Source organism: Rhodococcus sp. JS3073 (assembly GCF_026810085.1).
Taxonomy (GTDB): domain Bacteria; phylum Actinomycetota; class Actinomycetes; order Mycobacteriales; family Mycobacteriaceae; genus Rhodococcus_F; species Rhodococcus_F wratislaviensis.
Map to the genome: position 1 here is coordinate 7,774,033 of NZ_CP113951.1, position 22,602 is coordinate 7,796,634.

The 22,602-nt window shown below is 65.1% G+C and carries 21 protein-coding genes; 7 read left to right on the top strand and 14 right to left on the bottom strand.

Going from position 1 to position 22,602, the window contains the following annotated elements:
• The first annotated feature begins 142 nt into the window (after window positions 1–142).
• The 3 genes from OYT95_RS35505 to OYT95_RS35515 all read left to right on the top strand — a co-directional run bounded on the left by OYT95_RS35505 (window position 143) and on the right by OYT95_RS35515 (window position 3,007).
• Window positions 143–1,042: an SMP-30/gluconolactonase/LRE family protein gene (locus tag OYT95_RS35505; RefSeq protein WP_268790275.1), complete on the top strand. Its 900-nt coding sequence runs from the start codon at window positions 143–145 to the stop codon at window positions 1,040–1,042.
• Window positions 1,043–1,124: 82 nt separating this feature from the next.
• Window positions 1,125–2,111, top strand: coding sequence for an NAD(P)H-dependent flavin oxidoreductase (locus OYT95_RS35510; protein WP_268790276.1), 987 nt, complete (start codon window positions 1,125–1,127; stop codon window positions 2,109–2,111).
• A complete protein-coding gene (locus tag OYT95_RS35515) occupies window positions 2,108–3,007 on the top strand; it encodes a crotonase/enoyl-CoA hydratase family protein (protein ID WP_128638346.1) in 900 nt (299 codons plus the stop codon). Before OYT95_RS35510 ends, OYT95_RS35515 begins: the two co-directional genes overlap by 4 nt.
• An 816-nt stretch (window positions 3,008–3,823) precedes the next feature.
• On the opposite strand, the gene OYT95_RS44520 is transcribed toward OYT95_RS35515, so the two are convergent.
• Entirely contained in the window at window positions 3,824–4,081 is a 258-nt protein-coding gene (locus OYT95_RS44520; protein WP_328286521.1) for an acyl-CoA dehydrogenase family protein, read from the bottom strand.
• 297 nt (window positions 4,082–4,378) lie between these two features.
• Here OYT95_RS44520 and OYT95_RS35520 point away from each other — a divergent pair, with 297 nt between their 5' ends.
• The gene (locus OYT95_RS35520; protein WP_268790277.1) at window positions 4,379–6,016 is read left to right on the top strand and encodes a flavin-containing monooxygenase; all 1,638 of its coding nucleotides are present in this window, start codon (window positions 4,379–4,381) and stop codon (window positions 6,014–6,016) included.
• A 495-nt stretch (window positions 6,017–6,511) separates the two neighbouring features.
• Here OYT95_RS35520 and OYT95_RS35525 read toward each other — a convergent pair whose 3' ends face one another.
• Genes OYT95_RS35525 through OYT95_RS35570 form a run of 10 tightly spaced genes read right to left on the bottom strand, consistent with a single transcriptional unit; the run spans window position 6,512 to window position 16,207 of the window.
• Entirely contained in the window at window positions 6,512–6,952 is a 441-nt protein-coding gene (locus tag OYT95_RS35525) for a DUF1931 family protein (RefSeq protein ID WP_174233749.1), read from the bottom strand.
• Between the two features lie 13 nt (window positions 6,953–6,965).
• Window positions 6,966–8,693 carry an FAD-dependent oxidoreductase gene (locus OYT95_RS35530; protein ID WP_268790278.1) on the bottom strand — a complete coding sequence of 576 codons (1,728 nt, stop codon included), beginning with the start codon at window positions 8,691–8,693 and terminating at the stop codon, window positions 6,966–6,968.
• Window positions 8,671–8,937 carry a UBP-type zinc finger domain-containing protein gene (locus OYT95_RS35535; protein ID WP_005259203.1) on the bottom strand — a complete coding sequence of 89 codons (267 nt, stop codon included), beginning with the start codon at window positions 8,935–8,937 and terminating at the stop codon, window positions 8,671–8,673. Before OYT95_RS35535 ends, OYT95_RS35530 begins: the two co-directional genes overlap by 23 nt.
• Complete coding sequence (gene trxA / locus OYT95_RS35540) at window positions 8,934–9,386, bottom strand: thioredoxin (protein ID WP_268790279.1); 453 nt, start codon at window positions 9,384–9,386, stop codon at window positions 8,934–8,936. The genes OYT95_RS35535 and trxA overlap by 4 nt, the downstream gene beginning before the upstream one ends.
• A gap of 14 nt (window positions 9,387–9,400) precedes the next feature.
• The gene (gene clpB, locus OYT95_RS35545; protein ID WP_268790280.1) at window positions 9,401–12,034 is read right to left on the bottom strand and encodes an ATP-dependent chaperone ClpB; all 2,634 of its coding nucleotides are present in this window, start codon (window positions 12,032–12,034) and stop codon (window positions 9,401–9,403) included.
• Window positions 12,016–12,345: a chaperone modulator CbpM gene (locus OYT95_RS35550; RefSeq protein ID WP_112298454.1), complete on the bottom strand. Its 330-nt coding sequence runs from the start codon at window positions 12,343–12,345 to the stop codon at window positions 12,016–12,018. Before OYT95_RS35550 ends, clpB begins: the two co-directional genes overlap by 19 nt.
• The gene (locus OYT95_RS35555; protein WP_268790281.1) at window positions 12,342–13,280 is read right to left on the bottom strand and encodes a J domain-containing protein; all 939 of its coding nucleotides are present in this window, start codon (window positions 13,278–13,280) and stop codon (window positions 12,342–12,344) included. Before OYT95_RS35555 ends, OYT95_RS35550 begins: the two co-directional genes overlap by 4 nt.
• 6 nt (window positions 13,281–13,286) lie before the next feature.
• The gene (locus tag OYT95_RS35560; protein WP_005259196.1) at window positions 13,287–13,811 is read right to left on the bottom strand and encodes a nucleotide exchange factor GrpE; all 525 of its coding nucleotides are present in this window, start codon (window positions 13,809–13,811) and stop codon (window positions 13,287–13,289) included.
• 8 nt (window positions 13,812–13,819) lie between these two features.
• Window positions 13,820–15,700, bottom strand: coding sequence for a molecular chaperone DnaK (gene dnaK, locus OYT95_RS35565; RefSeq protein ID WP_268790282.1), 1,881 nt, complete (start codon window positions 15,698–15,700; stop codon window positions 13,820–13,822).
• A 3-nt stretch (window positions 15,701–15,703) separates the two neighbouring features.
• Window positions 15,704–16,207, bottom strand: coding sequence for a general stress protein (locus OYT95_RS35570; RefSeq protein WP_037227167.1), 504 nt, complete (start codon window positions 16,205–16,207; stop codon window positions 15,704–15,706).
• Window positions 16,208–16,987: 780 nt separating this feature from the next.
• Here OYT95_RS35570 and OYT95_RS35575 point away from each other — a divergent pair.
• The 3 genes from OYT95_RS35575 to OYT95_RS35585 all read left to right on the top strand — a co-directional run bounded on the left by OYT95_RS35575 (window position 16,988) and on the right by OYT95_RS35585 (window position 20,065).
• Window positions 16,988–18,004 carry a S1C family serine protease gene (locus OYT95_RS35575; protein ID WP_037227164.1) on the top strand — a complete coding sequence of 339 codons (1,017 nt, stop codon included), beginning with the start codon at window positions 16,988–16,990 and terminating at the stop codon, window positions 18,002–18,004.
• Between the two features lie 218 nt (window positions 18,005–18,222).
• Window positions 18,223–19,320 carry a membrane protein gene (locus tag OYT95_RS35580; protein WP_037227162.1) on the top strand — a complete coding sequence of 366 codons (1,098 nt, stop codon included), beginning with the start codon at window positions 18,223–18,225 and terminating at the stop codon, window positions 19,318–19,320.
• A gap of 592 nt (window positions 19,321–19,912) precedes the next feature.
• Entirely contained in the window at window positions 19,913–20,065 is a 153-nt protein-coding gene (locus OYT95_RS35585; protein ID WP_235214294.1) for a hypothetical protein, read from the top strand.
• On the opposite strand, the gene OYT95_RS44790 is transcribed toward OYT95_RS35585, so the two are convergent.
• The 3 genes from OYT95_RS44790 to OYT95_RS35600 are packed head-to-tail and all read right to left on the bottom strand — an operon-like array spanning window position 20,001 to window position 22,582.
• Window positions 20,001–20,153: a DUF202 domain-containing protein gene (locus tag OYT95_RS44790; RefSeq protein WP_156046519.1), complete on the bottom strand. Its 153-nt coding sequence runs from the start codon at window positions 20,151–20,153 to the stop codon at window positions 20,001–20,003. The genes OYT95_RS35585 and OYT95_RS44790 overlap by 65 nt on opposite strands.
• 12 nt (window positions 20,154–20,165) lie before the next feature.
• Window positions 20,166–21,257, bottom strand: a complete 1,092-nt coding sequence (locus tag OYT95_RS35595; protein WP_037227159.1) for an NAD(P)H-dependent flavin oxidoreductase — start codon at window positions 21,255–21,257, stop codon at window positions 20,166–20,168.
• Complete coding sequence (locus tag OYT95_RS35600; RefSeq protein WP_052032853.1) at window positions 21,254–22,582, bottom strand: DUF1254 domain-containing protein; 1,329 nt, start codon at window positions 22,580–22,582, stop codon at window positions 21,254–21,256. The genes OYT95_RS35595 and OYT95_RS35600 overlap by 4 nt, the downstream gene beginning before the upstream one ends.
• Window positions 22,583–22,602 lie beyond the last annotated feature (20 nt).

Below are 22,602 nucleotides of genomic sequence, written 5' to 3' on the forward strand. Positions count from 1 at the left end.
GTCCTATAACGAGTCATCCCTTGCCCCACCGTGGTGTTGCATTTTCGGACATTCGTTTGATCACTCAGCCGACAACAGTGGTGGAAACCGCGGGTTTGAAATGCCGAGCCCGAAACGACTCCGAATCTAAAGGGGCACAACCATGACCGAATACACGCTGCGAACCGTTGTCGACGGCTACTCGTACCTCGAGGGCCCCCGCTGGCATGACGGACGTCTCTGGTTTGCGGACTTCTACACCCACACCGTGAATGCCGTGAACGCCGACGGCAGCATCGAACTTGTCGCGACGGTCCCGCACCAACCCTCTGGGCTCGGCTGGCTACCGGACGGGCGGCTGCTGATCGTGTCGATGAAGGACCGCAAGGTGCTGCGTCAAGAGTCGGACGGCACACTCGTCGAGCATGCCGACATCCACGACCTATGCGGTGGCCACGCCAACGACATGGTCGTGGACGCCCAGGGTAGGGCCTACGTGGGCAACTTCGGATTCGACCTCATGGGTGGGGCGCCACACGAGCACACAACTGTCGTCCTCGTCGACACCGACGGAAGCGCCTCGATCGTCGCCGACGGACTGTCATTCCCCAACGGCATGGTCATCACTCCCGATGGTTCAACCCTGCTGGTCAACGAATTGTTCGGCAATCGGATCTCGGCATTCGACATCCACCCGGACGGCACGCTCGGCGAGCGAATCGAATGGGCCGGCTACGGAGACCTCGGTGCCGAGCCCGACGTCGGCACACGACTCGAGGCCGCCACGATCGTGCCCGACGGTCTGACCCTCGACGCCGAAGGCGCCGTGTGGATTGCCGATGCCGCGAACAACCGAGCGGTGCGGATCGCCAAGGGCGGCGAAATCCTCGACGAGGTCAGCACCGCACCCGACGGGGTGTTCGCCGTCGCGCTCGGCGGCGACGACGGACGCACCCTGTTCTTGTGCGTCGCACCGAATTTCGACGAGACCGAACGCACCGCAACCCGTCTGGGGCGCATGCTCGCCACCGAAGTGGACGTACCACACGCCGGCCGCCCCTGACCCTCCGGATCCCGCTGTGGAACCCTCTCCCGCAGCGGGTCCGGCGTTGATCTCACATTTCAACTGACCAAGGAGCCCCGGGGTGTTCACTACCTCCTTCACACGGATCTTCGACGTGGAGCATCCCGTCGTCTGTGGCGGCATGACTGCGGTCGGCACTGCCGACCTCATCGCCGCCGTCGCAAACGCGGGTGCTCTCGGATTCCTCTCCGCTCTCTCCCAGCCGACACCCGAAGCCTTGGCCGAGGAGATCGCAAGGTGTCGGTCCATGACCGACCGACCCTTCGGTGTCAACCTGACGATCCTGCCAACCCTCAAACCTGTTCCCTACGAAGACTACCGCGCTGCCATCATCGACTCCGGCGTGGGCGTCGTCGAAACGGCAGGTAGCAACCCCGCTCCCCATCTGCACGCCTTCGCCGCCGCCGGCATCAAGGTAATCCACAAGGCCGTCTCCGTGCGCCACGCGCTGAAGGCGGAGAAGCTTGGAGTCGACGCGGTCAGCGTCGACGGGTTCGAATGTGCCGGCCATCCCGGAAACGACGACGTTCCCGGTCTCGTCCTGATCCCTGCCGCCACGCGCAAACTGTCGATCCCCGTCATCGCCAGCGGCGGATTCGCCGATGGTGCCGGCCTGGCGGCGGCTCTGGCATTGGGGGCCAGCGCTATCAACATGGGAACCAGATTCGTCGCAAGCACAGAGGCGACGGTCCACGAGAACGTCAAACGCCAGATCACCGTCAACGACGAACGATCCACGCAACTGGTGTTTCGAGAGTTCAACAACACCGCCCGCGTCGCCCGCAACTCCGTCTCGGAGAGGATTTCCGAGATCTCCGCGCTTCCGAACGCAACATTCGACGACGTCGCCGATCTGGCCTCCGGGGTGCGCGGTCGCCAGAAGGTTCTGGCCGGCGGTGACGTGGATGCCGGCTTGTGGTGGGCCGGGCAATCACAGGGACTGATCGACGAGATCCTCACCTGCGAGGAGATCGTGACCAGCACGGTCAACCAAGCCCATGATCTGATCGTGAACAGACTTCCCCAACTTGCGGGTGCCGTCCGATGATCCGCACCGTGGATGTCGAGTACGAGACGATCGCCCTCGAGCTGCGCGACGGCGTGCTCATTGTGACGCTGAATCGACCGGAGTCGCTCAACGCCTTCACCATCACCATGGCTGATGAGCTCGAGCACCTCTTCCGGGCCGTCAATGACGACGACGACGTCAACGCCGTGGTAGTGACCGGCTCGGGCCGTGCGTTTTGTGCCGGTATGGATCTCACGACCGACGGCAACGTGTTCGGCCTCGACGAGACATTGGAGCCGACCCTCCACGATATGGGTGACTTGCAGGACCCGGTCATTGCCCGCGGCGTCCGCGACACCGGCGGTCGGGTCACACTTGCGGTGTTCGACTGCCTCAAACCCGTGATCGCCGCCGTAAACGGCCCCGCCGTGGGCATCGGAGCCACCCTGACCTTGTCCATGGACGCCCGACTCGCCTCCACAGCAGCACGATTCGGGTTTGTCTTCGGCCGCCTCGGGATCACACCCGAAGCAGCCTCGACCTGGTTCCTGACGAGGATCGTCGGACTCGATACCGCACTCGACCTCGTGTACTCCGCTGACATCCTCGACGCGGCCGACGCGGCCGAGATCGGCCTGGTTCGCTCGGTCCACTCGCCGGACGAACTTCTCGATGCCGCGCTTGCACTGGCACATCGCTTCACTCGCGATCGGTCGCGTGTCGCGACCGCCCTGACCCGGCAGATGATGTACCGCAACGCGCTTCTCGATCACCCCGCCGAGGCACACCGCATCGATTCACTCGCCATGTTCTACACCAGTATCGGAGATGGAAAAGAAGGTGTCCAAGCATTCCGAGAGAAGAGGAAGCCCCAGTTCAACGGACGCGTATCCACCGACCTTCCTGACTTCTACACCGACTGGATAGAGCGGTAGCGCCGCTGAGACATAGGCTGTGATGCCGCTCGCGGAATACGGGAGCACCTTTCATCGTCACTGCTACCGGCCAACGAAATCCGAGCAGTGTCGACGAGCCCACTAGTGGCCGATCAGCTGTGATCGGGGCAGTTCCACCGCGCCGCTGGCCTCGCGAACCCGGCGCTTCTCTCTTACGGTCGACGGCTGGTTCGGGGGCGCCCGCCAAGGAGATCATCGCCACCCCGTCGCGGCCGGCCAACTGAACGACGGCCGCGCAGGTGGAAGAGAAGTGCACCGTCACCGCCTTCTTTGTGCGATGCGACGCACCTCTCAGTTCTGGGGTGGGGGACCTCAGCCACGAGCTGCTCGAACAGAGGAATTTCGCGATGACCGGGCCGTGAGACCGCTGGCCACGGCCCTCCCCGTGTTGCGGGTCCCAGATCTTTGGTGACGCGAGCATCACGCCAAGCGCGGGTCAACCGGTACTCGTTCATGTAGCCCTGCCGAATTGGACTTGGACGCAGTGGGCGATCACGTCGTCACCATTGGCATTGGCAGCGTCAATCGGCGTCAACTCAGCGCCCACGTGGGCAAACGCGTGCTGATCGATGAATGCTCGAGGGACTTCGATCCGAGTAACGAGGTCGGCGAGGAGGAACTTATTGTGCTGAAACCGACCGATCGACTGCCAAAATCTCTGCGGTTCTTGCAGTACTCAACGATTTCGTCGAGGATTTGCGCTGCGTGGGCGAGGTCGCTGAGCCTTTCATATCGGCTTCGATTGCGAACAGTGTGATGCCGGGGGACTTCTTTTGTGGGCGGTGCGTGCGGCAACTACCACCAGGTCGGCGGAGTAGCCGTTGGTGATGAATGCCTTGGCTCCGTGAAGGATCCAGCCTTCCCGTCCTTGGCCGTGGTCGTCTTCAACGAAGCCTGATGATCCACCCGAGTCTCGGTCATGCCGGTCGCAGCGAACATCTCGCCACTGCATAACCTCGGGAGCCAGCGCTGTTTCTGCTCCTCACTGGTGAGGTGGACAAGGTACGGTGCCACGAGGTCGGCGTGGATGCCGGCACAGGAGCTGAGTTCCATGCTCTACGTGCAGAGTTGGGCAGGAGTGTGGGGATTCGCTACAGGCACTGTTCCGGTCGAAGACCGGTTGCTGTAGTCGCAGGGTGGATGCCCTCTGATGAATTGGCCGTTCGCCACGCGAGGCGTGTGTGCACGTGTGCCCGGTGCGTTCCGCGTGTCCGGTGGATCGATATCGGACAGTCCCGGGTTCTCGAACGGCCCTAGCGTATGTGATGTCGGTCATACGAACGGGCCGGTCTGGCACACATCGATCTGCTCCTCGGCGCGGGTCCCAGGCATTTCACTCAAGGAGGCAGCATGGCCACGATATCGATCGATCCGAGGGAGCTCGACGAGACGAACGGCGTCTTGGACGTTCTCGTCGTCGGAGGCGGCTTCGCGGGTCTGTATCAACTCGATCAACTTCGTTCACGCGGATTTTCGGTGAAGGTCGTCGAAGCCGGTGACTCGCTTGGGGGCATCTGGTACTGGAATTGCTACCCGGGTGCTCGAACCGACAGCACTGGGCAGATCTATCAGTACTCACGCGAGGACCTGTGGAAGGACTGGAGTTACGATGAGCTCTACCCGTCGTGGTCCGGTGTGCGCGATTATTTCGCCTACGTCGACGGCAAGCTCGATCTGTCTCGAGACATCATCTTCAGTACCCGGGTGACGTCTGCGGACTTCGACGGCGAGCGGAACCAATGGACAGTGCGCACCGATACCGGCCGGACGCTGCGTGCCAGGTCTGTAGTGATCTGCACTGGATTCGGCGCCAAGCCCTACATTCCCAACATCAAAGGGCTCAACAGCTTTGCCGGCGAATCTCACCACACCGCTCTGTGGCCCCAAGAAGGTCTGGACATGGCCGGCAAACGCGTGGGGATCATCGGCACCGGGTCGAGCGGCGTTCAGGTCACCCAAGAGGCCGCCGCAGATGCCGAACAGATCACCATCTTCCAGCGGACGCCCAACCTTGCGCTGCCGATGCGGCAGCAACAGTTGACAGGCCAGCTCAAGGAGAAGCTGAAGGAGCACCTTCCCGAGCGATTTGCCCAGCGCCGGAGGTCGTTTGCCGGATTCGATATGGACTTCATCCAGAAGAGCGTGTTCGAAGTCTCGGACGAAGAGCGAGCTGACACCTACGAACAGATGTGGGCTACCGGCGGTTTCGAGCTATGGCTCGCCAACTATCAAGACATCTTGCTCGATGAACGCGCGAACCGCACCATGTACGACTTCTGGCGCAACAAGGTCCATCAGCGCGTCACCGATCCGGTCAAGGCCGAGAAGCTTGCCCCGAAGGATCCGCCCCATCCGTTCGGGACGAAGCGACCCTCGCTGGAGCAGAACTTCTATGATGTGGTGAACCAGGAGAACGTCGACATCGTCGACGTCAACGAGGATCCGATCGAGCGGATCACCCCGGCGGGTGTCAAGACCAAGTCCGGTCTGCGCGAGTTCGACATCCTGGTGTTCGCGACAGGTTTCGACGCGAACCGCGGTGGCATCACGTCGATCGATATCCGAGGAACCAATGATCAACTGTTGAGCCGCAAGTGGTCCGAGCGGCTCGATACCTTCATGGGACTCACCACTGCGGGATTCCCCAACCTGATGTTCGTGTACGGCCCGCAGAGCCCAGCCGGATTCTGCAACGGGCCCACTTGCGCGGAGGTACAGGGAGAGATCGTTGTCGACTTCCTGACCCACGTTCGCGACGGCGGATACCAGCGGTTCGAGACCAGCGAGGACGCAGAGCAATCATGGACGGCGCACGTGGAGGAAGTCTTCCACATGTCGCTCTTTCCGCGGGCCAAGTCTTGGTATCACGGGGCAAACATTCCCGGTAAACCGAGCCAGATGCTCAACTACTCTGGCGGCCTTCCTTCCTACTTCGACCACTGGGAGGAAAACGTCGCGGCCGGGTACAAGGCATTCACACTGTCCTGATCACGCGGGCGAACGGCGGACAGGTCGACCAACAGCGGATCTCGCGGAAATCGTCAGGCGCAGGGTCCGGCGGCCCTCACATCTTGCCAATGAGTTCCGATGATGGCGGTCGTCGCGCTATCCGACCTGTTCGTCCTCGACGCGCGCGAGCCGCCGGCCTGACGACCGTCCGGCAGCCGCTCGTCGACAATGCCCCAAAGCGGCGCAACTGCTGCCAGAGCTTGTGTATGCCGAGCTCGAGCGCCGCGTTTTGTCGGCGGAGAACCAGGCGCCGACCGGGGATGCGATGAAGGCGTCCAAGCGCGGCCGCCTCGGGTTGCGACTGTCGCAAAGCAGGGACAGACAGCGCCGGCGGCCACAGCTGCCCGATCGTCCATGGAAATCTCAACCGTACGATCACACGATGTGGTGGGCGACAACCGGTAGTACGTGACTCCGGACGAATGCCTCGCGTCCCGGCAACCCTCTGGTTTGCCGGGACGTAGGGTCCCGGGGTCAGAGCAGTAGGTGGAAGATGTCGAAGGCGACGTTCCATTCGGCGGTGCCGGGGTTCTTGCGGTCCGGCTCGACCGTGACGAAGGTATGCGCCAGCGCCACGCTCAAGCCTCCGGCGATCAGCGGCAGTCGCTGCTCGGTCTCCTCGGAGAGAGCCACGTCCAAGGGCGGCCGGGCCGTCAGTTGATCGAGCAGAGGCTGTAGTTCGATCTCCTCGTCCAGTTTTTCGAACCGGTGGATGCTCTCCTGCAGCCCCTTGGTGATCGGCAGGTCCCACGGTTCGATCACGTCACGCAGGTTTGCCTTTGCCGAGGCTTTGCCGATGAGGATCAAATCGTAGATCTTGTCGTCGATGAAATCCGTATAGCGCTTGAGGTCGTTCCGGTCGACCTGTAGTCCAGCCGCTGCCCGGAAGAACCGCTGGAATTTCACGGTGCCCATCACTGGCATGTCGTCAGCTCCTTTCGAAGTATTCATGGATTTGGCGTACCGCCATCGCTCCTTCACCGACTGCGGATGCGACTCGTTTCACCGAGCCACGGCGGACGTCGCCCGCCGCGAACAGGCCGGGCCGGCTGGTTTCGAGCGTCCTGGACAGCCCGGCGCTGATCGGCCGGTTGCCGTCTCCTCGGGCGTGGACCGCGTCCATGCCCGTGAGGACGAAGCCGTGGTCGTCGAGTGCGATCGCGTCGGCCAGCCACCCGGTGTGCGGCGTCGCCCCGATGAAGACGAACAGGGCATGTACCCGGATCGTGTCCTGGTCGCCCGTGCGATTGTCCTCGACCACGATTTCGTCGAGGTACTTCTGACCGTGGACCGCACGAATCTCGGTGTTCCGGTGCACGGTGACGCGCGGGTGGTGCTCGATCTGGTCGACCAGGTATCGGGACATGCTCTTTCCGAGGTCGTCGCCGCGGATGAGCAGGTGAACATGGGAGACATGGTCGGCGAGGAAGACGGTGGCCTGGCCGGCGGAGTTTCCGCCGCCGACGATAGCCACCGGGTCGGTGCCGCACATCCGCGCTTCCTGATGGGTCGCGGCGTAGTACACGCTCGTCCCCTCCAGTGCCTCGATCCCTGGAACGGCCAACTTGCGATATCGTGCCCCGGTGGCGAGCACGACGGCCCGGCCGCGAACCGCGCCGCCGTCCGCCAGCCTGAGCACATGGTTCCCGGCCTCGGATCCCAAACCGGTCACCTCCGCCGACACCAGGATGCGGGCGCCGAACTTCCCGGCCTGGATTACGGCCCTCTCGGCCAATTCGGAGCCGGAGACCCCTGCTGGGAAGCCCAGATAGTTCTCGATCCGGGAGGAGGTACTGGCTTGGCCGCCGGCGGCGATCGACTCCAGTGTCACCGTGTTCAACCCGTCCGAGGCGCCGTACACGGACGCGGCTAGACCGGCCGGTCCGGCGCCCACGACGACGAGGTTGCACACGTCCTGGGCTGCGTCCGGGACCGAGTCCGGGACCGGAAGCCCGACGATGCGTGCGAGTTCCGCATTCGTCGGATTGCGCAGCACCTTCTCGCCGTGCCAGATCACGACGGGAGTGTCCTCGGGGGCGACGTCCAGGCTGCGCAGCAGCTGCTCCGCCCGTTGGTCCCGCTCCAGATCAATCCACCTGTGGGGCAATCGGTTTCGGATGGCGAACTCGCGAAGCCGCAACGTGTCCGGGGAATAGCAGGAGCCGATGATCCGGAACCCCGAGCCGAGCCCGATCAGCAGGTGCCGGCGCACCAGGTAGGCGCGCAGGATCAGATCGCTGAGCACGGGATCGTGGGCCACCAGCTCGCGCACCCGCTCGGCCGGGACGACGAGGACCTCGCCGTCCTCGATCGCTTCGGCGGTGAAGAACGCCACCTGGCCTTCCAGCAGTCCGAGCTCGCCCAGGAAGCGGCCTGGACCGTGCACGCGCAGTATCCGGCGTTCGCCGTCCCCGTCGCCCTCGTCGAGGACCGCAACCTTGCCGGAAAGGATGACGAAGAAATCGTTGCTGGGCGCGCCCTCTCGGATCAGCACCTCACCGGCGCGAACCGATCGACGCGTGCCACCGGTCTCGAGGCTCGCGACCTGGTCGTCCGTCAGCCGCGGGAATGCTCCGACCGCATCCGGAGTCTCGTCGTCGACCGGCGGACTGTCGCCGACGGGTGCGGCCTCCTCAGACGAAGTTCTGGTCGACATAACACCACCGCCAATCTTCACCTGGCTCCATCGACTGGACGATCGGATGGCCGATGGCGTGAGCGTGCGCGCTCGCGTGCTTGCCCGGCGAAGAGTCGCAGCAACCGACGTGTCCGCACGTCAGGCACAGCCTCAGATGCACCCACGGGGTGCCGAGGCGAAGACATTCCTCGCAACCCTGCGGGGTCCGGGGCACCACGGCCCGGATCGCGGTCACGTGTGGGTCGGCATGGACATAAGTCATGACTTCGCCTCCTTGCCTGCATTTTCCGAGAGCGCCTGATCGAGCCACGTGCGCAGCTGGGGTACCGGAGCTGCGCCCGCCTGACGAGCGAGGACTTCACCCCGGTCCATCACCAGCAGAGTCGGCACGGCGCGGACGGTGAACCGTTCGGCCGTCTGGGGCGCAGCATCCACGTCGACCTTGACCAGCTTTATCTGACCTGCGCGTTCTCTGGCGAGCTGCTCGAGCGCCGGGCTGACCATGCGGCACGGGCCGCACCACGTCGCCCAGAGATCGACGAGCACAGGCACCGAGGACTTCTCGGCGACCTCCGCGAAGTCGCCGTCCCCTGCCGAGGCGATCCAGGGCAGCGGCTCGTGGCAGTTCCCGCAGCGGGGTCTTCCGTCCCCGGACGCCGGCACCTTGTTGATCTTGCCGCAGTGCGGGCACTTCACCTTCTCGGATTCCATGACGACACCTCTTCTCAGGCCGCCGCGACGGCGGGTTCCGCATACGCGACGGCGAGCTCGCCGCCGTCCACCGTGACACGGATGGTGCCACCCGGTTCGATTTCGCCCCGCAACAGCGCACGACCGATCTTGGTCTCGACCTCGTGGGCGATGTACCGTCGCAGCGGCCGCGCACCGTAGACCGGGTCGAAACCGTGTTCGGCGATGAGCCGGCGTGCTTCCGGCGTGATATCCAGGTGTATCCGGCGCTCCGACAACCTGTTCCGAAGATCAGTGAGCTGCAGCTCGACTATGTGCTCGATCTGGGGCAGCGTGAGCGGGGTGAACAACACGATGTCGTCGACCCGGTTGAGGAACTCGGGACGGAAATGCCCGCGCAGTTCCGCCAGCACCCGCTCCCGGGCGTCCGGCTTGATCTCGCCGTCGGCTGTGACTCCCTCGAGGAGATGCTGGGATCCGATGTTGGAGGTCATGATGATCACCGTGTTCCGGAAATCGACTTGCCTGCCTTGAGAATCGGTGATCCGGCCGTCATCGAGCACCTGCAGCAGGGTATTGAAGACGTCGGCGTGGGCCTTCTCGATCTCGTCGAAGAGCACCACGGAGTACGGCTTGCGGCGCACCGCCTCGGTGAGCTGGCCACCCTCGTCGTACCCGACGTACCCGGGGGGCGCACCGATGAGCCTGCTCACCGTGTGCCGCTCCTGGTACTCGCTCATGTCCAGGCGCACCATGTTGTCTTCGCTGTCGAAGAGGGCACTGGCCAGCGTCTTTGCGAGCTCGGTCTTTCCCACGCCCGTCGGGCCCAGGAAGATGAACGAACCGATCGGCCGGCGCGGATCACGGATACCGGACCTCGCCCGGATCACCGCGTCTGCGACCAGTTGCACCGCCTCGTCCTGACCGACGACCCTCTCGTGCAGAATCTCGTCGAGCTTCAACAGCTTCTCCCGCTCACCTTCCTGCAGCCGGGCGACCGGGATACCCGTCCATGCGGCCACGATCTCTGCGATCTCGTCTTCGGTGACCACTTCACGCAGCAACGGATTCCGGCCCTGCCTGGTAGCCAGTTGCGCCTCCGCCGCCTCGAGCCTGCGTTCCAGCGCGGTGATCTCGCCGTATCGCAACTCGGCGGCCCGATTGAGGTCGTAGTTGCGCTCCGCCTCCTCGGCCTCGTGGCGCAATCGTTCCAGCTCTCCCCGCAGCTCCTGCACCCGCCGGATCGCCTGCCGCTCCGCCTCCCACTGAGCGTGCCGGGCGTCGGCCTCGGCCCGTAGATCGGCCAGCTCCTTACGTAGCTCTTCGAGGCGCGCCTTGCTGGCCGCGTCCGTTTCCTTGGACAGCGCGGCCTCTTCGATCTCCAGCCGGGTCACCTTCCGGGTGAGCTCGTCGAGTTCGGCGGGCATCGAATCGATTTCGGTGCGTAGCCGGGCGCACGCCTCGTCCACCAGATCGATCGCCTTGTCCGGAAGGAATCGGTCGGTGATGTACCGGTGCGAGAGGGTCACGGCGGCCACCAGTGCGCCGTCCTGAATCTTCACGCCGTGAAACACCTCGAGGCGTTCTCGAAGTCCGCGCAGAATCGAGATCGCATCCTCGGCGCTGGGCTCGTCGACGAGAACGGTCTGGAAGCGTCGCTCCAGTGCTGCATCGGATTCGATGTGCTTGCGATACTCGTCGAGAGTGGTGGCACCGATCATGTGCAGTTCGCCGCGGGCGAGCATCGGCTTGAGCATGTTGCCGGCGTCGAGAGACCCTTCGCCGCCGACTGATCCCGCACCGACAACTGTATGTAGCTCGTCGACGAACAACAGGATGCGCCCCTCGGCCGCCTTCACCTCGGACAGCACCGCCTGCAGTCGCTCCTCGAACTCGCCGCGGTATTTCGCACCGGCCACCAGGGAACCCATGTCGAGCGAAAAGATCGTCTTGTCGCGCAGGCCCTCGGGCACGTCGCCGCGGACGATCCGCTGGGCGAGGCCCTCGACGATCGCGGTTTTACCGACGCCGGGGTCGCCGATCAGCACCGGATTGTTCTTCGTCTTCCGGCTCAGGATCTGCGTTACCCTGCGGATCTCGGCATCTCGGCCGATAACCGGATCGAGTTTGCCTGCCCGCCCCTCGGAGACGAGGTCGCGCCCGTACTTCTCCAGCGCCTCGTACGCCCCTTCCGGGGTGGCCGAGGTGACGCGCTGATTGCCGCGCACTTTCGTCAGCGCCGTGAGGAAGGCGTCTCGTGTGACCCCATGACTGGCGAGGACCCGCCCGGCCGCACTGGCCGATCCCTCCTCGGAGAGGGCCATCACGAGATGCTCCACCGACACGTAGGAATCCTTGAGTCGCTTCGCCTCCCGTTCCGCGGCGTCGAGCAGCTTGGCCAGGCGCTGGGTGATCGTCACCTGACCGGGTGTCGCGCCGGGGCCGCTGACCTTCGGCCTACGCGACAGTTCACGTTCCAGATCGGATCGCAGGGCATCGACGTTCGCGCCGGCCTGCTCGAGCAGTCGGGGTACCAACCCTTCCTGCTGATCGACCAACGCGAGCAGCAGGTGCTCTCCGTCGACCTCGGTGTGACCCATTCTGGTCGCGACGTTCTGGGCTTCCTGCAGGGCTTCTCGTGACTTTTCAGTCAGGCTGCCGGTGTCCATGGGGGTGTCCTCCTTCTGCGGGAAGCTGCTTCGAGTTTCTCGATTCGATCCAGCAGATCGAGCACGAGCCCGATTGCCGAGTAGTTCAGGCCCAGACCGGTCCGCAGCCGTTGGATGCGGGCGGCGTGGGCCACTTCGGATGGTTCGAACGACATCTCGCCGCCGGTGTCGCGGTGGGCGTCGAGCAGGCCGAGAGCCACAAGCTTTCGTGCCAGGTCCGGGTGCAGCCCGGTACGTTGGGCGAAGGCATCTGGCGACAATCCGGTGCGGCGAACCAATACGTACTGGGTGACCGGGGTCGGGGTGCTCATGTCTCTTTCCTCGGATCGAAGTTCGATTCGGCGGCCAACTGCTCGAACAGCTCGCGTTCGCGTGCGGTCGGTTTCGACGGCACCATCACCTTGATTTGGGCGTAGAGGTTGCCGTTGGCGCCCCGCGGATTGGGCATTCCTTCTCCGCGCAGGCGCAGCTTCCTTCCCGTCGACGAGCCCGGCACTACTTTGACTTTCGCCTCGCCACCCGGGGTGGGAACGACGACGGTCGACCCGAGGACCGCCTCCCATGGCGATACGGGCAGGTCGACGTAGATGTCCCGGCCCTGTACGCGGAACCGGGGATGCGGCTTGATCCGCACCACGAGGTACAGATCCCCGGGCGGCGCGTCACCGTTGCCCCGGCCGCCTTGCCCGGCCAGCCGGATTCGCTGGCCGTCCAGGACACCGGCCGGAATGTCGACGTCGTACTGCCGTCCGTCCAGTCTGAGAGTGCGTTTGCCGCCCCGATACGCCTCTTCCAGGGGCAGTTCCAGTTCCGCTTCCTGATCGGCGCCGGGGATCGGCCCGTACCCGCCACCGCCGCCGAACATCTGCCCGAAGAGGTCCTCGAAGTCGACGCCGCCCTCGCCACCGACACCGTGACCGAAGTGCACCCTTCTGCCCCCGCCCCCACCGCCGTACCCGCCGCCGCCGAACCCGCCGCCGTACCCACCGGCGCTTGCCCGGACCCGTTCGTCGTAGTCCTCGGGCACACGCCGGAAGTCGTCACCGAATCGGTCGTAGCGTTTCCGGGTGTCCGGGTCGGACAACACCTGGTAGGCCTCGTTGGCCTCCTTGAACTTGTCCTCCGCAGTGGGGTCCTTGTTCACGTCGGGGTGGTACTTGCGGGCCAGCTTGCGGTAGGCCTGCTGGATTTCGTCGGTGCCGGCGCCCCGCGGGACCCCGAGCACTTCGTAGTAGTCACGCGCCATCGGTGCTCACCCCTCGGGGCGGCTGACGACCACCGCGGCGGGACGCAGCTGCCGCCCGTCCTCTCCATAGCCCGGGCGCAAGACCTCGACCACGGTCCCGGAGGGAAGGTCGGGTTGGGCCACCACACTGACCACTTCATGGAGCTCCGGGGAGAACGGCACACCGACCTCGTCGTGGCGCTCGAAGCCGAACCGTGAGAGCACCTGCACCGCCTGATCCCGGATCGCCTTCACACCCTCGACGACGGTCTGAGGATCGCTGCCCGCATGGGCCAGCGCAAGCTCCAAATTGTCCAGTACCGGCAGCCACGCCGCGGAAACCTTCGCCACCTCCGCGGCGCGTTCACGATCCAGATCCTTGGCATACCGCTTGCGCAGGTTGTCCAGATCTGCGAGGGCCCTGCGCCAGCGGTCCTCGAGTTGAGCCAACTCGGCCCCCGTGTCGGTGCGATCCGGCGCCGTCTCGGTCTGATCCCCGTCGGTACCGTCGGTAGCCGGCTCGGTCGTCGAATGATCTGCAGACCTTTCCATCGTGTGCCTCAGCTTCGATCGAATTCGGCGTCGATCACGTCGTCGTCATCCGACGACGCAGCCTCTGCGCCGCCGGCCTGGTGTCCGTCGCCGCCGTCCTGGACCGGCGCGAGCCCGTAGAGCAGCTGCTGCAGCTCCGAGGTCAGGGGCTCTACCTCCGCGGGTGAAGCACCGTCTTTGACGGCTTTCCTGGCGTCGGCGATCAGCATCTCGGCCCGCGCCTTGTCGTGCGGTGGCGCACTGTCACCGAGTTCGGCGAGTCGCCGTTCCACTTGATAGGCAACCGAGTCGAGCGCGTTGCGTGCGTCGACCGCCTTGCGCAGCGCCTCGTCCTCACCCCGGTTCCGTTCGGCCTCTGCCAGCATGCGCTCGACGTCACTCTGGTCCAGGTTGCCCTGCTCACTGATCGTGATGCTCTGCTCCTTGCCGGTGTCCTTGTCGCGGGCGGTGACGTTGAGGATGCCGTTGGCGTCGATATCGAAAGTGACTTCGACTTGGGCCTCGCCACGTGGCGCGGGGCGGATGTCTTCCAGCCGGAACCGGCCGAGCACCCGGTTGTCGGCGGCCCGTTCGCGTTCGCCCTGCAGCACTACGACGTCCACGGCGGACTGATTGTCTTCCGCCGTGGAGAACACTTCGCTGCGCCGGGCCGGGATCGTGGTGTTGCGCTCGATGATCTTGGTCATCACCCCGCCCTGCGTCTCGACGCCGAGGGACAGCGGGGTGACATCGAGCAACAGCACATCGGAGACCTCGCCCTTGAGCACGCCCGCCTGGACTGCGGCACCGAGCGCCACGACCTCGTCCGGGTTGACGCCCATGTGGGGGTCCTTACCGCCGGTGAGCCGGCGAACCAGCGCCTGCACCGCCGGAATACGTGTCGAACCACCGACCAGGATCACCTCGTCGATGTCGTTGGCGGTGACCTTGGCGTCACTCATCGCCTGCTTCACGGGGTCGAGGCAGCGTTCCACCAGATCCGCCGTCAGATCCTCGAACTTCGATCGCATGATCGTGGTGGTGAGGTGCTTGGGACCGTTCGCGTCAGCGGTGACGAAGGGTAAGTTGACCTGGGCCTGTGTCACCGAGGACAACTCGACCTTGGCTTTCTCCGCGGCCTCGAAGAGGCGCTGCAATGCCTGCGCATCCTTGCGCAGATCGATGTTCTCCGCACGCTGGAATTCGTCGGCGAGGTAGTCCACCAGGCGTCGGTCGAAGTCGTCGCCGCCGAGGTGGGAGTCGCCGGCCGTGGAACGAACCTCGACCACTCCCTCGCCGACATCGAGCAGGCTCACATCGAAGGTGCCGCCGCCGAGGTCGAAGACCAGTACGGTTTCGTGGGTCTGCTTGTCCATGCCGTACGCCAGTGCCGCAGCGGTCGGCTCGTTGATGATCCGTAAAACCTCGAGGCCTGCGATCCGGCCGGCGTCTTTGGTGGCGTTGCGCTGCGCGTCGTTGAAGTAGGCCGGAACGGTGATGACCGCTTCCTTGACCTTCTCACCGAGGAACTTGCTCGCGTCGTCGACGAGCTTGCGCAGCACGAGGGCACTGATCTCCTCCGGCGCGTACTTCTTTCCCCGCACGTCGAATCGGGCCTCACCGTTGTCACCTGGTACGACGTCGAAGCTGACCGCTTTGGCCTCCTCGGAGATCTCGTCGTAATGGCGTCCGATGAAGCGTTTCGCCGAGTAGATCGTGCCCTTCGGATTCAAGATCGCCTGCCGTCGGGCAAGCTGGCCGACCAGGCGCTCGCCGCTCTCGGTGAACGCGACCACCGACGGCGTCGTCCGCGCTCCCTCGACATTGGAGATCACCACCGGCTCGCCGCCTTGCCAGCTTGCGATGACCGAGTTGGTGGTGCCTAGGTCTATACCCACAGCGGTCGCCATGACTCATTCCTTTCGATCGGTCCGGCCGGTGAGCAAGCGGACGGCTTCGTCCGCGACCTCGACATCGGCGAGAACTTCGTAGTGACGTGGTTGTAAAGACTGGATCGAGGTGAAGTCGCGCCGGCCGCCCTGCAGCGCATACATGAGCAGGCCGAGCAGGGCACCGACAACGGCACCGAACACCAACCCGTAGAAGGCGAGCGCGAGGCCCGTGAGCAGCGGCTGGACCCAATCGAGTAACCCGAAGATCCAGCCGAACAGCGCACCCGTCAGCGCGCCCGCGGCGGCGCCGCGCAGAGCGGCCCAGCCGTAGTTCAATCGGCCGACGATCTGCTCGACCAGCTCGATATCGCGACCGACGATGGCCAGTTTGTCTACCGTGAAATGCTGGTCGGAGAGATAGTCGACGGCGCTTTCAGCGTCGGCGTAGTTGTCGAACGTTGCTACCACCTGGCGGGCAGGTCGGCTCGGACGTACCGCGGAGGTCCCGCCACTGGACTCTGACATCACGCCCCCTAGGCGTCAATAACTTGGGATCCGCCGAGCCCGCGCGTACCAGTTCGGCGTTCGGTCGGTCAGTCAACCGTTTGAGCTTATGGAGGCTCAACCGCCTGAGAGTTCCTCATCCGCCTCTGGGCGTCATCAAGATTCGCCTAATGGGCGTCCACACAACGGGGGACAGTGGCGTCCACACCCCACCCAGGGCATAAATGTCCGCCGGACCCGCCGAGGCGGCCGGTACGCGCACTCCGGGCATCAGCCACTACTCCGGGAATCCCATGAGTAGAACTCCCGATAGCAAATTTTCGCAGCCGAAGGAGGTGAGTGACTAGGGCCCAGCAAGTCGAAAGCAGGAAGCCGATTCCACCCTGACAGTACAGTCGCGGAGCGCTGGGAATAACAGCTTCTTCATCCTCACGTAGAGGATCAGGCTCTCGGCGGTGGGCCTAATTCCTTGGCGCAGAATCGAACCAGTGACGAAATCCACTTTTCAGGTGTTGGATTAGCCCATCGGGTGGAGTCCACGAAACTTTAATTTCGGTGTACCGCAACCGAATCGGGTGTAAACCGGGGAGCTGGTCTGAAAGTGAAAGTAGTACAACAGTATACGACTCGTCGCTGTAGCAGTGAGACACGCGCACCGTAATCGTCGATGCAGATTTTCCATCGGTATGTGACGCGGGTCGGGAGTCACCGACCACGGGAGCAGCAGGGGTATGTTGATCGGGTGGGCCCGCTCGCGGCAGGTGCATGTACGAGACCGATTCCTCACGGAGGCGGTCGCTGATGCGCGTGCCGTCGACCGTACGTTCCTCGATCTGGGCGCCGCTGGCCGCGATCGTGGTCCTCCTCCTCGCGGGATGCGGCGCCTCGGCTCCCACCACCTCGACGCCCTCAGCGGGGCCTGCCGTAGACCTGCCGGCACTGGTCCGGCAGGTGGAGGCCTCGGTCGTCACCGTGCTCACCGGGTCCGGCGTGGGCAGCGGCATCGTCTACAAGACTGACGGCACCATCGTCACCAACGCCCACGTGGTCGAGGGTGCCAGGCAGGTGAGTGTGGCGTTCGCGGACGGGCAACAGGTGTCCGCGAACGTGCGGGCCGTCGATCGCGTGACCGACGTCGCGGTCCTTCAAGCGGACCGCACGGATCTGACTGCGGCGACGTTCGAGACAGCGCTGCCAGAGGTCGGCGCGCTCGCCGTAGTCGTGGGCAGTCCGCTGGGGTTCGAGGCCACGGTCACCTCGGGGATCATCTCAGGATTGCACCGTCAGATCCCCGGGTCGGCCTCCACCGGGGCGCCGCTGGTCGACCTGATTCAGACCGACGCCGCGATCTCGCCGGGTAACTCCGGGGGTGCGCTGATCGACGGACAAGGGCGGGTCGTGGGGATGAGCCAGGCCTACATTCCCCCGTCGGCGGGTGCGGTGGCTCTGGGCTTCGCCATCCCCGCGGCGAATGTCGTCGATGTCGCGGACCAGCTGCTGGCCTCGGGAACCGCCCAGCATGCGTACGTCGGCATTCAGCCCGGCACGCTGACCCCGCAGATCGCCGAACAACTGGCAATAGACCGCACCAGCGGTGTCGTCGTCCTCGAGGTCGTCCCGCTCGGTCCGGCTGCGACCGCGGGTATCCGGCCGGGCGATGTCATCACCGCGGTCAACGGTCACGACACCGAGTCGGCGGAGGACTTCATCGCGGCGATCCGTGCCGTCGACCCCGGCGATCGAGTCGAACTGACCGTGCTCCGCGGCGGCGAGACCCAGCAGATTTCGGTTACCGTGACAGACCGCCCCGCCAGCTGAACGACGATTCCAAGAACGACCAATACGGGCGTGGACGGGATCTGTGTCGCGGCCCGGCACGTTGCGTTGGCTAGCCGATCGTAGTCGTGTCGACGGTGCATCCTCGGACGCTCGTGGTGTCTACCGGACAGAGGCAGCGGCGATCCGCGGCGGCGCTGTGATGCACGCGCACCCACTGCCTGGAGTTTGGGGGCAGGCCCGGCGGGTACGCGGAGGCGGTGGATGCGAATGAGCACCTGGGGGGAGGGCAATCTGGTGCGGAGGGCGAGCAGGTCTCGGTGCTGTTGATCGCGGATCCGGGCACGCCTGCGGCTCTCGCGGAACGCATCGCGGAGTACCTGCCGCAACGCCTGCGAAGCCGTGATCGCCTCGAGCGTCGGTGGACGACGTGCGTACGCGGCAAGCCGTACCTCTCAGACGAGCAAGCGGATTTCGCAGATGTGATCCACGCGGTTGATCCGTCCTCCGAAGGGGAGGACATCGTCGTGTACCTCACCGATCTACCGCGTCGCGAGGACACCCTGCCAGTGGTGGCCGACGTCAGCGCCGACCACCTCTTCGCGCTCATCTCCGTCGCCGGGGTGGGCGGCGTCCACATCGGGCACCGCGTCCGCACTGTCACCGAACTCGTGATCGCCCGCGTCCTCGGGGAACCGGAACTCATGCCCCCCGGCGCGGCGCGACGGTTCCCGTGTGTGCAGATTGAGGACGGTATCCGGTACTTCGCGCCCTCGGGGCTGCGGCGGCTGCGACTGCTGTCGGGGATGGTGCGGGCCAACCGGCCGTGGCGACTGGTCACCGGATTGTCGAAGGTACTCGTCGGCGCCTTCGCCACGGGCGCGATCGCGCTGGCCACCGACACGATCTGGTTGTTCGCCGACACGATGGGTCCATGGCGTATGGGTGCGGCGACGGTCCTGTCGATCGTGGCGATGATTCTCTGGCTGATCCTCGATCACGAACTCTGGGAGCGGCCGAAGTCGCCGGAGGAGCGCGATCGATCGGTGCTGTACAACACCGCGACCGTGGCCACCCTGGTCATCGGCGTCGCCATCCTCCACGTGGCCCTGTTCTGCCTGCTCCTGTTCACCACGTGCCTCGCTCTTCCCCCGGAACTGCTGTCCCCCATTCTCGGGCACGGGGTGAACTTCTCCGACTACCTCACGCTCACCTGGCTGCTGGCGTCCATCGCCACCATAGGTGGGGCGCTCGGGTCGGGTCTCGAGGACGACGCCGCCGTCAAGGAGGCGGCGTACGGGGTCCGGCAGCGGCAGCGCATCGAGGAGACGCGGAGGCGGTCGAACGAGGCGGGATGATCGCGGCCCGCGAAGCGTGCGACCCAACTCGGGGGCCCTGACGAGGTGTGCAATATCGGTCGGCCGAGCGTCCATCGAGATACGAGCGACCGGGCGCGCTCACCCTGCTTTCGCGCGACGGTCGAAGGCTCCTTTTCGGTGGCGATGTGTGTGACCATTGGGAACCATGAGTACTCGTGGCGTGGTCCGAGAATGGCATGGCCACGACCTCCTCGGCGAGGATTGACTCGCCGGAGACCCCGGGCGGTTGCTGGGTGACTGGTCCACGGTTGCCGGTTGTGTGCCGATGGGGACGCTGTGACGGCGCCCGGGTGGCGTTCGAACGGACGGGCAGCGGTAACAGCACAGCCGGTGATCGCGAAGTTGGTCTTGTTTAGACTCGGGTCTGGTGGAGTCGGTCGACGACGAGGCAGATCATCGCCGCGTCGGTATCGGCCGGGCGGGTCCGTCGGGCCTGGTTGGGGATCGCAGGCATGCAGGTTCCGCTCCCTCCGAAGCTGCAGGGGCGGATCAGGTCCAAGACGGGGTTACAGGTGGCCGGTGTCTCCCCGCGCAGCCCGGCCGCCGAGGCGGGGCTGCGCGGGGAGACATCATGGTCGAACTCGACGGCAAGCCGATCGTGACGACGACTGCCGTTCAGCGGTTGATGGTCGAGGATGCGATCGACCGGCAGATCGAGATCACGGTGTGGCGCAACGGTGCGCTGGTGGATGTCTTCGCTCGTCCCCGTGAGCTCGCCGCCTGACGACCGCTGTCCGGACCCACGCCAGGAAGGTGCGCTCGTTGGAGAGGGTGAATCCCGGATCCGGGTCCGCGCCCACCTGCGCCGCCACCGCACGTCCGGATCAGATATCGGAACCGAGCCGATCGAGCACGTGCACCGCTTCGGTGATCAGGCCGTCGAGAATGCTCGCCACGTCCGTGCGCTCGCGAAAGTAGCCGACCGACTGTCCCGCTTCCGATTTCATCAACGGCTCGATGCGGTGCCGGGACACCGCGCCCAGCAGGTCACCGACGAGGATGTCCTGCAGCGGCATCGCCAAAGGTTCGGGTGCGCCCGGCTCGGACCATTCGTCGGTCCACGCCGTTGTGATCTGACGCAGGGTCTTGCCGCTGTCGGCCCGGGACCGGATCGTGTCGCCGGAGTCCGCCGCGGCCAGCTTCGCGAGCACGAGGGGATCGAGGTCGTGCTCCTTCGCGAACAGCCAGGCGGTTCCCATCCACACCCCACATGCACCCATCGCGAGTGCCGCGGCGAGATGTCGGCCGGTGGCGACTCCGCCGGCCGCTACCACGGGGATGTCACCGGCGAGGTCCACGATCTGCGGGACCAGTGAGAAGGTCCCGATGTCCCCGGTGTGCGCGCCGGCGTCGTAGCCCTGAGCGACCAGCATGTCGGTGCCGGCGTCGAGCGCGCGGCGGGCGTGCTCGGTGGTGCCGACGAGGGAGATCACCGACTTGCCTGCGTCATGCAGTGACGAGACGGCCTCGGGTGGGCTGCCGACGCCCATCGCGGTGATCGGCGCTTCCGATGCGAGCACGACGCCCAGTTGTGCGTGCGCCATTTCCTGTGAGCGCACGAACCGGGATCGGGTACCGGGTAGCCCGTCGTCCGGCACCGCGTATTTGGTGCGAAGGGCCGCAACGAAGTCCCGATGACATTGCGGTAAACGAGTTTCCAGCAATTCCCGATTGTCGCGTTCGGGCATGTTCGCCGGCAGTACGAGGTCGACGCCGTACGGGCGTCCGCCGCAGCGTGCGGCGAGCCAGGCGAGTCCTTCGTCGATCTCCTCGGGTGTGTTCCGGGTGGCGCCCCAGATCCCGATGGCCCCGCAGTTGGTCGCGGCCGCGGTTACCGGAAGAGAGTGACTGAACGCGAGAATTGGTAGCTGCGAGCCGAATTGGTGACAGACCGCTGTGTCGAGCCGGCGGTTCATCGGCGTGTGACCGCGGGGATGACGTAGCGGTTCGTGAGCATTTCCTCGCGCGGCTCGTAGAAGCGCATGGTGAGCTGAAAGTTGCCCCCCGGTGCGGGCAGCCAGTTCGCCCGCTCCGTCGCATCCGTTGGTTGGCGGTGCTGGATGATGATCTCGAGCGAACCGTCCGGGCCGTAGGTCAGACCCGTCGTCCGATCTCCGATCGCATAGCGATCTGCGGGGTTGTGTACGAGGAAGGACTCGTCGTCGTACATCGTCAGTGACCAGAATGCGTCGACCGGGGGAAGGTGTGCGCTGTCGAAGTGCAGTCGGTAGTCGTGCGCGCCGGTCAGCTGTCGACCGGTCGCGTCGATCTCCGTGGTGGCGTAGATCGCTTCGGATGCGGTGAGGGCTCCGAGTCCGTGTCGGGCGACGGCGGCGCGCAGCAGATGGTTTGTCCCGTACGTACCGAGCTCGAGGTTGTAGTCCCACGCGCGCTCGCTCTTCGTGCGCCGCGCCGCGAGGAGTCGATCCCCGATGGTGACGGCGTGCTCGAGGGCGGTTCGGGCGACGGGGTCGGTGATGTCGGTCGACGGGCGTAGTCCGGGTGCGATGCCGAGGGTCGCGAACCGCGCGAGGGTGTCTTCCTCACCGGTCGGAGCCGGATCGGTTTCCATGGCGGCACAGAGTTCGTCGAAGAATTCGATGCCTGCCTCGCCGATCGTATGTGGCGATTCGATGGGTCCGGTGGTCCAGCGCGGTTCCCTGTCCCCGTCGACGGCGGGGGAGAGCCGGTACCCCTCGACGAGCTGGGCGACCTCGGCGAGATCTTCCGGGCTGTCGACGATCGTTCGGCCGATCAACCAGACCGTGTTCGTCGGCGACGTCAGGACCTTGCCGTCGGGGAGGTCGCCGCGCCAGGTCGGTCCCACGAGGACGAATCGTCCAGGATGTGTTCCGGTCGTGCGTCGTCCGACGTATTCCCACGTGTTCGTGTAGGCGTCGAGGAATTGGAAGCTGTAGTAACGCCCGTGCACCTCGGGGACGTCGAGGACGAGTGGTCCGGCTGCGAGGTCGAGCCAGCCGATCGAGTAGATCGTGTCGTTGTTGGGTTTGACGATTTCTCGATCACGGGCGGTGGCGAGCGCGGTGCGGTGGCGAAGTGTGTTGATCGGTGCGGCACCGCGATGATCGCGGCAGGTGAGCAGTCGTTTCGTGCGGTTCATCAGGACCAGTGGGTAACCCCACAGGTAGGCCTCGACGGCCACGGAGGCCGCGGTACCCACCTTCTGTCCGATGCGCTCGATGCTGCCGGGAGAGGAAGGCCGGGTGAGAGATGTCGTCATTGTTGCTCCGTTCCGATGGT